The 12,794-nt window shown below is 61.7% G+C and carries 10 protein-coding genes; 5 read left to right on the top strand and 5 right to left on the bottom strand.

What is annotated here, in order from left to right; translation table 11 throughout:
• Positions 1–130: 130 nt before the first annotated feature.
• Both ACLF6L_RS10320 and iscB read right to left on the bottom strand, forming a co-directional pair.
• Positions 131–877: an SIMPL domain-containing protein gene (locus ACLF6L_RS10320; protein WP_238616077.1), complete on the bottom strand. Its 747-nt coding sequence runs from the start codon at positions 875–877 to the stop codon at positions 131–133.
• Positions 878–937: 60 nt separating this feature from the next.
• The gene (gene iscB, locus ACLF6L_RS10315; RefSeq protein WP_412851637.1) at positions 938–2,269 is read right to left on the bottom strand and encodes an RNA-guided endonuclease IscB; all 1,332 of its coding nucleotides are present in this window, start codon (positions 2,267–2,269) and stop codon (positions 938–940) included.
• Positions 2,270–2,773: 504 nt separating this feature from the next.
• Here iscB and ACLF6L_RS10310 point away from each other — a divergent pair.
• The gene (locus ACLF6L_RS10310; protein ID WP_412851636.1) at positions 2,774–3,016 is read left to right on the top strand and encodes a hypothetical protein; all 243 of its coding nucleotides are present in this window, start codon (positions 2,774–2,776) and stop codon (positions 3,014–3,016) included.
• 25 nt (positions 3,017–3,041) lie between these two features.
• Here ACLF6L_RS10310 and ACLF6L_RS10305 read toward each other — a convergent pair whose 3' ends face one another.
• Both ACLF6L_RS10305 and ACLF6L_RS10300 read right to left on the bottom strand, forming a co-directional pair.
• Entirely contained in the window at positions 3,042–3,623 is a 582-nt protein-coding gene (locus ACLF6L_RS10305) for an RBBP9/YdeN family alpha/beta hydrolase (RefSeq protein ID WP_412851635.1), read from the bottom strand.
• A gap of 123 nt (positions 3,624–3,746) precedes the next feature.
• Positions 3,747–4,160 (bottom strand): YchJ family protein, encoded by a 414-nt coding sequence (locus ACLF6L_RS10300; RefSeq protein WP_238616081.1) that lies wholly within the window; start codon positions 4,158–4,160, stop codon positions 3,747–3,749.
• A 64-nt stretch (positions 4,161–4,224) separates the two neighbouring features.
• Between ACLF6L_RS10300 and ACLF6L_RS10295 the strand changes: the two genes are divergently transcribed.
• The 4 genes from ACLF6L_RS10295 to ACLF6L_RS10280 all read left to right on the top strand — a co-directional run bounded on the left by ACLF6L_RS10295 (position 4,225) and on the right by ACLF6L_RS10280 (position 9,659).
• Entirely contained in the window at positions 4,225–5,667 is a 1,443-nt protein-coding gene (locus ACLF6L_RS10295) for an alpha/beta hydrolase (protein WP_238616082.1), read from the top strand.
• A 9-nt stretch (positions 5,668–5,676) separates the two neighbouring features.
• Positions 5,677–6,741: a caspase family protein gene (locus ACLF6L_RS10290; RefSeq protein WP_238616083.1), complete on the top strand. Its 1,065-nt coding sequence runs from the start codon at positions 5,677–5,679 to the stop codon at positions 6,739–6,741.
• Positions 6,728–8,377, top strand: coding sequence for a hypothetical protein (locus ACLF6L_RS10285; protein WP_238616084.1), 1,650 nt, complete (start codon positions 6,728–6,730; stop codon positions 8,375–8,377). Before ACLF6L_RS10290 ends, ACLF6L_RS10285 begins: the two co-directional genes overlap by 14 nt.
• Before the next feature lie 130 nt (positions 8,378–8,507).
• Entirely contained in the window at positions 8,508–9,659 is a 1,152-nt protein-coding gene (locus ACLF6L_RS10280) for a PQQ-dependent sugar dehydrogenase (RefSeq protein ID WP_412851634.1), read from the top strand.
• 23 nt (positions 9,660–9,682) lie between these two features.
• Here the strand turns inward: ACLF6L_RS10280 and ACLF6L_RS10275 are convergent, their stop codons facing one another.
• Entirely contained in the window at positions 9,683–12,493 is a 2,811-nt protein-coding gene (locus ACLF6L_RS10275; RefSeq protein ID WP_412851633.1) for an EAL domain-containing protein, read from the bottom strand.
• Positions 12,494–12,794: the final 301 nt, after the last annotated feature.

The following is a 12,794-nucleotide window of genomic DNA, read 5'->3' as shown; positions in this document are numbered from 1 at the left end:
ACAGAAAACGTGGACAATCCTGTGGATAATGTCGGGATACCTGTCCGGATGCCTTGAAGGACGTGGGGGCCTGAACGGATTGGTCATTTTATGATCAATCCGTTCAGTGCCTCGGATCCACGATGTCTGCTCAGGGGGTCTCCAGCTGGAAGGAAATGGTGGTGACTACCCGTACCTTCTTGATTTCAGGGGTGTAGTTATCCAGATCCTCGATGCTGAACAAGCCTTGGGTAGCGGTGAGGATACCGCCCACCCGGCTGCCGGAATCCTGGGCGAACTGCTCGGCGGCACGGCGTGCGTCCCGGGTGGCTTCGGCCACCATGTCCGGTTTGACCCGCTCCAGTTCCGTGAACAGGAACTGGGGCCGGTGTTCATAGCTCTGGGTCAAGGCCACGCCCGCGCTCACCAGGGCGCCGGTCTCGCGCATGGCCTGGCTCACCCGCGGGGCATCATCGCTGCGTACCAGCACCACCACGTCCGCCCCGAATCGGTAGGACGGACGGTGTTCTCCGTAGATGTTCTGTTCCCGGTCGGTAATGGTGGGCGGCACGATCCGGATCTGTTCCCTGTCAAACCCCTGGCCGAGCAGAAAGTCGATGACCTGACCACGCTGGCCGTCGATACCCTGTTGCAGCTCATCCAGTCGCTGCGCCTGGACCTGGAATACCACCGGCCAGAGAACCAGGTTGGCAGGAATTTCCCGTTCCGACAGGCCCCGTACCGTCACCTGTCGATGCGCACTGGTGATCTTGTCGGCGGAAGTGGTCATGCCCAGGCGCACCTGGGAGCCCAGCAGGGTCGGACCCAGGATCAGCGCCACGCAGGCCAGGGAGAGGGCCAGGATGGAAACCAGTAGAAGCGGACGTTCTTTCATCATTTTGCGCGAGAAACCCCGGCCTTCAGGGCGGGGAGGGATAGCGCATCGTGCGCAGCACGATCACGCGGCCCTGGTCGCGTCCTCCTGTGTCGGCTTGGGTTGCAAGGCATAGCCATAGCCATCAGCCCTTTGCAGCAGGCGGCAATGGCGGTGTGAAATCCCCTGAACCACACCCTCTCGGGTCTGGATATTGAAACTGCCGGTGGCGCGAATGGCCACCCGGCCCTGATAGGTGCCGGCCTTTTTGCCGGTCGGTACGTTGGCCTGCACCAAGTCTCCGGTCTGAAAGCCTTTTACCTGTTTTTGTCGCATCAGGTAGCCACGGGGAAAGCCAAAGCGGTTGAGCCGGGTGCGCTGATAACTGCCCCGGCCCGTGGCCCGCACCGTCAATGTGGGCACATTCCAGTGGGTGATGGCGGTGACTGGCCCGACACAGGCCGCATCCAGGGCATGGGTCTTGGGAATGCCCAATCGCTGTCGATTGTATTTGGTGCGGCCACCGCTACTGGTGATCACCGGCAGGCCCGTGGCCTGAAGCTGTCGGAACAGTGCCCAGCGGGTGCTGTTGACGGCGGCGGCATCCTTGAGGGGGGCCTTGGCCTGGGCCTTGATCCGTTGCAGGCGCTTGGGATCATCGGCCAGAAACACTTCCACGGGCTGATTCCCCTTGGCCTGATTGCAGTCACGACAAGCCAGGGTCAGATTGCTGACCCGGTCCGAGCCGCCCCGGCTTTGGGGGTGAATATGGTCGATCTCCAAGGGCACGTTCCTGGCGCCGCAATAGGCACAGCACCGTTGCCACTTCTCCAGCAGATATTCCCTGACCTCATAACCGTGCAATGTCCCCTGTTGGTATTCAACGCCGCTGATTTCTGGATTTTCCATCGTCTGCATATCAAACCGGACCCGCTCCATGATGATCCCCGTCACTGGGGCCAGTCGGCACAATCGGTTCACCCAGGCCATCGTGGTATCGACCCGATGTTGCAGGCTGGGGGCCAGCCAGCCCGATGGCCGGGTCCGGTTGTGGAATCGGGGCGCCCGGTGGCGCAACTGTCCCCGGCGCCGCCGACGAAAGGCACGGCGCTGGGTCAATGCATCCTTGATGTGTTGGCCCCGATGCTCGATCTCCATCAGCATCAGTACCTGCTGATGCTCCGGATCAGCATCATCCTCGCGGATCACCGTGACTCCGGTGGTCTTGCTGCCGGGATCGATCTTGATCTGGATGGGTTGCAGCGCGGATTCCTCTACCGTGCGATCCTTGAGCCGGATGGTGAACGGACGCATCCGGTGGACCACGGCCCGGCCCCGCTCCAGCAGCAACCGTGCCCGCTTCTCCGAGCAGGGCATCAGGGGCTTTTTCCTCTTGTCCAGTACCAAAACCGCCATCTCAAATGCTCTCAAAACAGAACCCTTACGGGTCCGGTGACGTGGGGCTTTCGCCCCATCTCCCCTCGGGAATGTCTGCAACCGGCTCCCGCTGACGCGGCGGCTGGAACCTTCGGCGCTTTACCTTTCGCCAGCATGATCCCGGCCTTACAGAGCGGCGGACTGAGGCAGCATCCGCCGGTGGGTCTTAACGACCTGTTGCAAACGTAGCGGACTTTCACCGCTCTCCCTGGTCAACCCGGCTTGCTCTCACAAGCCCCCGACTTCAGTCGGGGGTAGTTGACAAAACCATATAAAAAAAGTCCCTTAGAATTTTATCGCACATCCTGTGGTCAGAGTATTCCGGTATCAGGCCGGTTTTTTTCGTCGTGTGGGTCATGTGACGGCCCATCCACGCCTTGCACTGGGAGGATCAGGATCATGCTTTGGTTCGCCATCTTCGTATCGGTCGTGACCATTATGGTGGGAGTGTGGTCCAGTTGTCTCTCGTCCCAGTGGTCACGCGTGTCCCCGGTCGCAAACCTCCGGGATATCTTCTGGGTGCGACTGCTGGGCGTCTCGCTGACGCTGTTCATTCTGGAGCGGATCTGGCGGGTGGAGCAGGCGGGACTGATTCTGGGGTTCGTGATCTGGTGGCTGGCACTGGGGCCGATCATCGCCCTGGTTTCGATCTTTGCGGCCATGGGCCTGAGAGAGTCGGTGCTGGCGATGCTGAAAATGGAACGACCCGGTGCCGGGTCGTTCTGAAAGCCTGGTTGGGTCTGTGCCGTTGCTACCCGGCCCGGCGTACTCCCGTGGCAGACTGCTGTTGCAGGGTGCGCAACAGATCCAGTCCCTGGGGCCAGGGGCCGAAGCCGGATGCCACGTTGATGTGGCCGGCGTTGCCGATGTTGATGACCGGAGCGCCCCATCGGGTGGTCCAGGGGAGCAGCTTGGCCATGGGCATCCAGGGGTCGTTGGTGCTGGCCACCACCAGACCGGGAAACTCCAGCGGGCGGGAGGGCAACCGGGAGGCCAGGCTTTCGGCCGGGTCTGACGGGTCCCGTGTACCGAAGGAGGAGAACCGGTCCGGGTCCGCCGGTGCCACCAGCATGACCCCGGCCACCCGTGAGGACAGATGACTGGCGGCGGTGACCGTCGCCAGGCAACCGAAGCTGTGGGCCACCAGCCAGACCGGTTCCACCGAACGTGTGATCTCGTTGCCCACGGCCTCCACCCAGCGGGACAGGACCGGCGATTCCCAGTCGATGCCGGTGACCCGGCGGGCATCCGGAAGCAGCGATTCCATCCAGGTTTGCCAGTGTTCGGCTTCACTGCCGTGAAAGCCGGGTACGATCAGCGTGGTATGGGCCATGATAGTGCTCCTCAACGATCCTGGCCTGACTTTACAGGGATTGCTTATTGTCAATAAAGAATTAATATTTTTATTTTCATTCCTTTTTTGAATTTTTATGTTGTCATGCCCTGATTGCCCAGGTCAGACAAGAAAATCCCCATCCACGTAATACCAGCGCCCGTCGATGCGCAGAAAATGGCTGCGCTCATGCAGACGGATACCCTTGCCGCCGACCCGGGACCGGGCCACGAATTCCACCTCGCCGTTCTCGTCCGCCGGTCCACCTCCTGACGTCGCGCGGATGCTCAAGCCCAGCCATTGCTGTTTTGCCTCCAGTTCCAGCACCTCGGGTCGGGTTTCCGGGTGCCAGGTATCCAACAGATAGTCCGCGCGCCCTTCCACGAAAGCCGTGTAGCGGGAGCGCATCAGGGCTTCGGCGGTTTGGGGGATGGACCGACCATCCAGAAACGGGCCGCAACAGTGCTCTCGGGTGAGTCCCGAGCCGCAGTGACAGTGATGATTTCCCTCCCGGGATGTGTGCTTGCGTCTTGCCATGCGGTGTCTCCTGAAGATGAACCCGCACTATACTCATTGGGAGGTCTCCCGCTGCGAGGGTGTCATGGCCTTTTCCAAATTGAATTATGTCAACGTGGGTCCCCACGGCACGTTCAAGCGTAGCGGGGGATTGCATACGACCCCGCAGGATATCGATGCACTGTTTGAGTATCTCGCCCGGACCGGCGTGGATAAGCTCGCCGTGCATTTTCATGGTGGGCTCGTGCCGGAGGGGCGGGGGGAGATGATTGCCCGCTCCATGCAGACGGTTTTCGAGAAGGGCAACGCCCATGGACTGACCTTCATCTGGGAGACAGGACTCGTCGAGACCCTGATGCGAAACGTGACACGGGTGAATCAGACAAGGTTCTTTCAGAAACTGGTCCGCTACGTCTTCCGTCAGTTGAGCAAACGACTCGGTGGAGACCTTTCGGGCCGAGGCCCCGGGGAACCCATGACGATGTCCGAGATTGAGGCCGAGCTGTCACGGATCGACAAATTCGAGGCGTTGGAGAGTGCCGCGCGGGGCGGTGCCGATCGGCTTGACGAAGCGGATCTTGAATTTGCGCTGGGTGAGATGGAGCTGGAGTTTCTGCTGGAGCTTCAAGGCGACACTGATCTTGCGGACGGGGATTTTGATGCGCTTGTCGGGGCGGCGGTACTGGATCCGTCCATTGCGCATGAATTGCGTGATGAAACCGGGCGCGGGGTTGCGTTGTTCCAGGTGGCCAAGTACCTCGCCAGGATCACTTACCGGGTTCTGAAGCGCTATGTGGACAAGCGGGATCATGGTCTGTACCCGACCGTGATCGAGGAAATCCTGCGTGAATTTTACCTGGCCGATTTCGGCGCATGGACATGGGGACGGATGAAGGATGTCGCTGCCGAGATGTGGCTACCCAATGGTGCGACCCTCGACGAGAACTCCCATCCCGGGACCTACTTTCTCCACAAGCTCAAGGCGCATCAGGAGCGTCACCCTGGTTTCAAGGTCGATTTGGTGGGACATAGTGCCGGGTCCATCGCGATTTGTCATATGTTGCATGCCGGCGACGCAGCGGGCGTCCTGCCGGACATCCGCGCCATCATCTTTCTCGCCCCCGCCTGTCTGACGCGGCTTTTGCATGATGAAATCATCGCCCACCCCGAGCGTTACGACACTTTCCGGATGTTCACCATGGCCGATGCCCTGGAACAGAAGGACCCGCTCGTTCCGGGTGTCTATACACGTTCATTACTCTATTTCATCTCGGGCGTGCTTGAGGACGAGGTCGATACCCCATTGGCGGGCATGGCTCGTTTCTGGAGCGGAACACCCCCCTTCAATGAGGGTTATCTGATGGAGACGGCGCGCTGGCTCCTGGCAGAGACCGAAAACCGCGCCGTGCTCTCGAAAACACCCGATGAGGCACTGGAGGGACTTCGTACCACATCGGGCTCCCACGGTGGGTTTGATGATGACGAACCCACCCGGGGGTCGATCACTCATCTGGTCGCGAAGCCGTAGATCCGTGCCATGTCGAGTCGCGAGCCGGGAGACTACGCCATTGTGGTCGGCATCGACGCCTATCCGCGCTATGGCGCTAACGGGCGTCATCTCCGCGGTGCGGTGCGGGATGCAAAACGCTTTTACCAGTGGCTTTTGAATCAGGACACGGGCGGCGGGCTCGATTCCGACAATTGTCGCCTGATCACATCCGAACAAAACCCGATGGCGCTCACGCAGACGACGGTGGATCTGGCGCTTGACGATCTGTGGGCGAGAGCCCGGAATGCCGGGGGCGGGCGGCGGTTCTATTTTTTCTTTTCTGGCCATGGACAGTCGGTCGTGGGTTCGGATGCCACGACCTACGATCAGTCGTTCTGTCTGCCGCAGTGGTCCCAGACCATGCCCCATGCCGCACTCAATGCCGACAGCTATCCCAGGGTTGTGCAGACCTGCATGCCGTTCCGCGAGATCGTGATGTTTCTTGACTGCTGCCGTGTTCCAGCGATCAAGGTACGGGCGATGAACAGCTCGGTGGGCTGTCATGCGCCGCTGGAGGGCTTTGAACAAGTGGAATGCATGGCCTATTTTGCCGCCGAGCCCATGCGGCGCGCCTTCGAGGGCAGTGTGCAGACGGAGGATGATCAAGCGACGGATGTGCACGGCTTTTTTTCCACCGCGCTCATGGAAGCGTTGCAGAAAGGATCGTCACGCCCCGGGGGCGGCATCGGGGCGGAGGCTCTGTGGCAGTATCTGGAATACCGGGTACCGCAACTGGCCGACGAAAACGGCCGTCGACAGATACCTCAACGGGTGCCGCTGCGCTTCTCCGATACGGTGGTATTCGGTGCCGCGGGACAGGCTACGGCGCCAGAAGCCGAAAATTTCGAGATCCGCTTCAGCGCCGCGCGCCAGGGGCCAGTGCGTCTTTTTGACGCATCAGCCACCGAGATGCGTGCCGGGAATCCATCGGAAGCGTCGTGGCGAGTTCGGCTTGAGCCAGGCGAGACGTATCTGTTGATCGACGAAGGCAGCGGCCAGAGACGTGTCTTCGTTTTCCTCGCCGACATGGAGGGGACCCATGACACCTTCTGATGACAGCGCCTTGGTGCGTCTTGGACTCAGGGCCCGGAACACCCATACCGGCGATACCGATCACGACACGCGGATCAGCGTTTACGATGGTCACGGCATGCTGGTCGCACGAGAAGCAGGCCTGCTTTCGGTCACCTTGGCACGGGGTCTTTACACGCTCCGCACCGAGCGATTGGGCGAGATGGGCGAAGATCGGGTCATCCTGCTTGACCGGGACCTGGAAATGACCCTGTCTTCGCCTCGCCGTCATTCGGCCATGCCCTCGGCGGATACCGCGCATACCCATGAATTTCTGCAGGCGGTCAGCATGCGCTACAGTCGGGAGTCGAGCTGCGAGGTGCCGGGTGCGCTGGATGATGATCCACGCCTGATGGTTCTGGTGCGGGCCACGGGAGACCAGGATCACTCCGACAGCTTCCCCGCCGGGACGCTGTCACTGATCCGCGAAGACGGCAGTGTCGTGACCCGCTTCGAGCCGGAAAATACCCAACGCAACCAGCGCGAGGGCTGGGTGGTGTTTTCGGCCCGGCTGCACCCGGGCAACTATATCCTGACCGACATTCACGAAGGCCGCGCCGTCAGTTTGCCGGTTTTGCTGAACGGTGGTTGGGACACGTTTGTCTTCGTTCCCTTCGAGGGTGTGCCGCAACTGGCAGCCTCCAGTATCGATATGCGAAGACGCGGCGAGGGCTATGATCCCGGAGACCGCTTCACGCAGGAGATCGATGCGGCGCTTCAGGGGCTGGGCTCGCGACTGAATCTGCTTTCCGATGTGTTACTGAAGGAGGCCATCTTCGGCAAGTTCCGGCATCCGTTTCATGGAATGGTCGGGGCTTATGCGCATCTTTTGGGAGGGCGTCGAAGTGAACGGCTGGAGAGGGACATACTGCGCAATCTCTGGCATCTGCTCGAAGGTTCCACGGACGTGATTGCCTTGTTGCTGCTGGCACTGGAACGAGAGCCGGACGGGATTCCGGACAGCCTCGGGGAACTCGACGCGGTAGCTGGGGAAATCTTCGGTATGAGTATCACGGACCAGTTACCACTCGGTTTCCCGCCGATGCTGCGCAGTGGACTTGATTCCCTGATCCATGCGAGCGTGAAGCTGCCTGAACTGATTGCACCGAACTCCTGGCTTGAGACGGCGGCAAACGCTTCCTATTCGGAAGGCGCTTGGGCGGTCTGGGAGCAGGTGGCGGCTATGCCCAGCCAGCAGAAACTCTATTCCGTCGTCAAACGCGCGCTTGCCGGCGCCGGACGACGCGCGGTGCATACGATTTATGCCGACGATCGGATCAACAGCATCGTGGGAACCGACAGGGGATTGATTTCGGGCATCGTGGCCGATATCGCCCGTGATCTGAAAGATTATGTGGTCCATGTGGATCCTTCCATCATCCAGGGTGACACGAATGTGCGTGAACTGGTGTTGTCCGTGGCCAGGGCGGCCCAGCCCCGCCAGGATTCGCCGCACAACCTGTGCCCGGACAATCGTATTCCGGATTGGCTCGTGACCCTCGTGCGGGAGCGGTGCCGGCGGGAGGGCAAGCATTTCGATCCACGCAAGCTTGCCCGCATGGCGGGTGTGCCGCTGAAATCCGTGGAGCGGGTGATGACCCGTCCTTCAGCCGATTGAGGTGGTTCGGATTGATGTCATGAGGGGTTGTCCCGACGGGCGCCCATACGCATGAAACGGGAGGTGGTTTGCAAAATGGTCTAATCTTCCAACTCAGGATCATGCAACGGAACAGGAAAGGAGGGACGAGATGAGGATCCATGCCGGCAGTCTATGGGGGGTGGTGTCTTTGTGCCTTACCCTGGTCGCGGCGCCTGCCCTGGCCGATGAAGTGGTGGCGCCCAATATCAGCTCCGAATATCAATCCATGCGCCTGGTCAAGGTGGTGGATGGGCTCACCCATCCCTGGGCGGTGGCCTTCCTGCCCGATGGGCGCAAGCTGATCTCCGAGCGCCCCAATGGACTGGTCCTGGTGGACCGAAACGGTCGCAAGACACCCGTGCAAGGGTTTCCTGCCTTCCATGCCGTCAACCAGGGCGGGGTACTGGATGTGGTGCTCCATCCCCGCCATGAGGACAACGGCTGGATCTACGTGACCTATTCCAGGGGCGATGCCCGCGGCACGGTGCCGGCCCTGATCCGTGCCCGGCTGGACGGCGACCGGCTCACGGCGGTGGAAAACATCTTCGAGTCCAACACCCGCACCCAGCCCGGCCGCCATTACGGCTCCCGGTTGCTGTTTCTGCCCGACGGCACCCTGCTGATGACCATCGGTGATCGTGGCGCCCATCCTCCCAGGGCCCAGGACACAATGGATCACTCCGGCAGCATCGTGCGCCTGAATGATGACGGCACGGTGCCCGAGGACAATCCCTTCGTCGGGCGGGAAGGGTATGCCCCGGAGATCTACACCTACGGCAACCGCAACATCCAGGGCCTGGCCCTGCATCCCGCCACGGGCGAGGTCTGGGTCACCGAACACGGCCCCCGGGGCGGGGATGAGCTGAATCTGATCGAAGCGGGCAACAACTACGGCTGGCCCGTGGTGACCCTGGGGCGGGATTACCGGACCGAAGCGCGCTTTCCCGATGCCCAGACCCGCCATCGGGAGGACATGGTGGACCCGGTATTCGAGTTCCTGCCCACCCTGGCACCCTCCGGGCTGGCGGTGGTGGACGGTGACCATTTCCCGCGCTGGCAGGGCAATCTGCTGGCGGGCGGCCTGCGGGCGCAGCGCATCCTGCGCCTGGTGCTGGAGGATCGGACGGTGGTCCACGCCGAAGAACTGCTGCGGGACCGGGTGGGGCGGATCCGGGATGTCCGCCAGGGGCCGGACGGGTATCTCTACGTCCTCACGGATGCCTCCAATGGTGCCCTGTATCGCATCGAACCGGCCCGCTGAGCCTGGGTGCCGGCGGGCGACGGTTAGCCCGTACCCGGGTTACCTGCCCGGCGGGTGGGAGGGGTCCAGTTCCGGATGGCTTCCTGAATCATCCCCACCGGCCCCGGTCGCCCGAAATAATACCCTTGGTGAGTATGGCAGCCGTTTCGGCTCAGCCACTCCCAGTGTTCCCGGGTTTCCACCCCCTCGGCGATCACCCTCAGGCCGAGCGTGCCGGCCAGGGCCACGATGGTTCGGGCAATGGCCGCGTCGTTGGGATCGTTGAGCACATCACGGACGAACGACTGGTCGATCTTCACGTCGTCCAGGGGCAGCCGCTTGAGGTAGCTCAGGGAAGAATATCCCGTGCCGAAGTCATCCAGGGAAAACGTGATGCCCCGCGCCCGTAACTGCCGCATCTTGTCGATCACATCCTCCACGTCCTCCAGTAACAGGCTCTCGGTGATCTCCAGTTTGAGACGGTGAGGGTCGGCGCCGGTGGTGTTCAGGATCTTCAGCACGCCGGGCACGAAGTCCGGGTGCCGAAACTGACGGGCGCTCACATTGACAGCCATCTTCAGGTGCCTCAGGGAGGCGTCCCCGGCCCATTGGGCCAGTTGGGTACAGGCAGTCTCCAGTACCCATTGCCCCAGGGGCAGGATCAAGCCCGTGTCTTCGGCCAGGGCAACGAACTCACCGGGAGGTACCAAGCCCCGCTCCGGATGCTGCCAGCGCAACAGGGCCTCGGCGCCCATCAATTGGCTGTCGTCGTTTACCACTGCCTGGTAATGCAGCAAAAACTGTTTTTCCACGAGCGCTCGGCGCAGATCTCCCTCCAGGGCGGCCCGGGCCATTACCGATGCCTGCATTGCCGGGTCGAACAGCCGATGGGTGTTGCGTCCCGCCGCCTTGGCCTGATACATGGCCAGGTCGGCACGCTTCATGAGTTCGTCCACGCTCAACGATTCACGATCAAACAGGGTGATGCCGACACTGGCGGTGCCGTGGTGCTCCTGGTCACCGAGGCGATAAGGATGGTTCAAGGCGGCCAGGATCTTGTCGGCGACAAATCCAGCCTGTTGAGTGGCCTCCTGAGCCTCGTGGCTGAGCTTGTGCAGCATGACCACGAATTCATCCCCACCCAAACGGGCCACGGTGTCGTTTTCGTGCACGCAGCCGATGATGCGTTTGGCCGCCTGCATGAGCAAACGGTCACCCTGATCATGACCCAGGGTGTCGTTGAGGATCTTGAAGTTGTCCAGATCGATGAACAGTAATGCCCCATGATGGTGCTCGCGGCGGCAGAGATCGACGGACGCCTCCAGGCGTTCGGTGAGCAGACGCCGGTTGGGCAACTGGGTCAACGGGTCGTAAAAGGCCAGGGTCCTGATCTCTTCCTCAGCCTGCTTGCGGGCGGTGATGTCCCGGGCGATGCCCTGGAAGCCGGCGATCTTCCCCCCCTCGTCCCGTGAGGGTAGGGCACTGGAGCTATGCCAGCGCCAATGGCCGTCCGAATGCAGCACCCGGTATTCGATGTCCTGTATATGGTGGCCGTGGTGCATGACGTCGGCAAATGCCCGGAGGCAGAGATGGAGATCCTCCGGGTGGACGAATTCGGAGAAATGGTGACCCAGGACACTGTCAGGATCGTGGCCCAGGAGGGTCTTCCAGCTGGGGGAAACGAACCGGATATGCCCGTCGGGCGAAAACAGATAAATGATGTCGTAACTGTTATCCACCAAAAAGCGGTATTTCTCCTCGGAACGCCGCAGATCTGCTTCCGCCTCCTGGCGCTCCTGGATCTCCCGGCTCAGGAACCGGTTGGCCGCTTCCAGGGAACGATGGCTGCGCTGTAGCGCCAGATCGGACCGCAGGGTATGCAGATAGCCGCGCAGTACCAGCAAACCCAGACCGACAATGACCCACCAGGCGAGGCTCAGGGTCCACACCTTTCGCCACCAGGCGGCCATCACGACATCTTGCGCTTCGCCGGCCACCACCAGGAAAGGCAGGTCCCTGACCATCTGAGCCGTGTAGGCGCGGCGCATCCCGTCCACCGGCGAGACAATGACGAAATGCAATGTGTCCTTCTCACCAAGAATCAGGGGCATCAGTCGGCCGACCTCCACCGGCTGGCCCATCTGGGCCTCCAGGCTCGCAAGGGCATCCCGGGGACGCCGCGCCAGTAACCGTTCCCCGTGATCCACGATGGTCAGGCTGCTGCCGGGGGTGGGTTCGGCGCGTTCCAGCCAGTGGTCGAAGAAACCCAGATCCAGGCCCACCTCCAGCAACCCGGCAAATCGGCCCTCGGCGTCACGAAGGGACTGGGCATGGACGACGAGAAACCGTTCGCTCTCACGGGACCAGAAGGCCCGGGAGACCAGGCGTTCCAGGTCGGGATCGGCGCGCAGGGCCAGAAAATGGCTCTGATCGCTGATGTCGTGATCGATCTTCAGATCGCTGCCGGAAGCATGGGTCATCACCCCTTCGCGATCGAACAGGGCGATGGCCTGGGCATGAGGCAGGAGGCGAAGGTGCCGTTCGAGCCACTGGTTGATGCGGGCATGGGCTTCCGGATCACCCTCGGGTGGTGGGAGGTTCTCGGGTCGGATCTCGCCGGCCATGCTGCTGAGCAGGGCACCACTGGTCTCAAAGGCGGCATACAGCCATTCGCTCACCAGCACGCTGGTGGAATGGGTACGCTGGCGGGCAGCTTCCGTGTCCTGTGCTCTGGAGGTGGTCAGGTCCCAGGCGATGATCAGGGCCAGTACCAGGCAAAAACCCAGATAGAGCATCCAGGCCTTGATAACGATGTGCCGGTGGCGGCCATCGCCAAGCGGCGGGTATTGGGTCACCGGGAGTGTCCTGGTGCGGGTATCACGGATTTTTAGGCTCCCGAGATGGGTACGGGTGACGGCCATCCTGGTGTGTTCGTGGCCGACCCCGAGGGGGGGGAGGTTTGGTCTTTACTTATATCATTTTCTCCGCCTGCAAATTCAGGATCAGGACGGAACCACGCCATTCTCCCGACCGATGGTGGTTGCCGCCTTTGCCTTGAGGCAAAAGGGACATCCTGGACTCCCGCCTTCGCGGGAGTGACGGCGGGTTGATGACGTGGGAGTGGTGGCGGGTTGATGACGGCAAGGCGCCTTCGGG

The organism is Ectothiorhodospira shaposhnikovii (assembly GCF_047222355.1).
Taxonomy (GTDB): Bacteria; Pseudomonadota; Gammaproteobacteria; order Ectothiorhodospirales; family Ectothiorhodospiraceae; genus Ectothiorhodospira.
The sequence above is the reverse complement of the archived record's forward strand: the minus strand, read 5'-3'. Positions and strand labels throughout refer to the sequence as shown.

Coding starts and splice junctions, on each gene's coding strand:
- iscB (WP_412851637.1), bottom strand. CDS start 2,269: ATGGCGGTTTTGGTACTGGACAAGAGGAAAAAGCCCCTGATGCCCTGC.
- ACLF6L_RS10280 (WP_412851634.1), top strand. CDS start 8,508: ATGAGGATCCATGCCGGCAGTCTATGGGGGGTGGTGTCTTTGTGCCTT.
- ACLF6L_RS10305 (WP_412851635.1), bottom strand. CDS start 3,623: ATGGCCCATACCACGCTGATCGTACCCGGCTTTCACGGCAGTGAAGCC.
- ACLF6L_RS10300 (WP_238616081.1), bottom strand. CDS start 4,160: ATGGCAAGACGCAAGCACACATCCCGGGAGGGAAATCATCACTGTCAC.
- ACLF6L_RS10285 (WP_238616084.1), top strand. CDS start 6,728: ATGACACCTTCTGATGACAGCGCCTTGGTGCGTCTTGGACTCAGGGCC.
- ACLF6L_RS10295 (WP_238616082.1), top strand. CDS start 4,225: ATGGCCTTTTCCAAATTGAATTATGTCAACGTGGGTCCCCACGGCACG.
- ACLF6L_RS10320 (WP_238616077.1), bottom strand. CDS start 877: ATGATGAAAGAACGTCCGCTTCTACTGGTTTCCATCCTGGCCCTCTCC.
- ACLF6L_RS10290 (WP_238616083.1), top strand. CDS start 5,677: ATGTCGAGTCGCGAGCCGGGAGACTACGCCATTGTGGTCGGCATCGAC.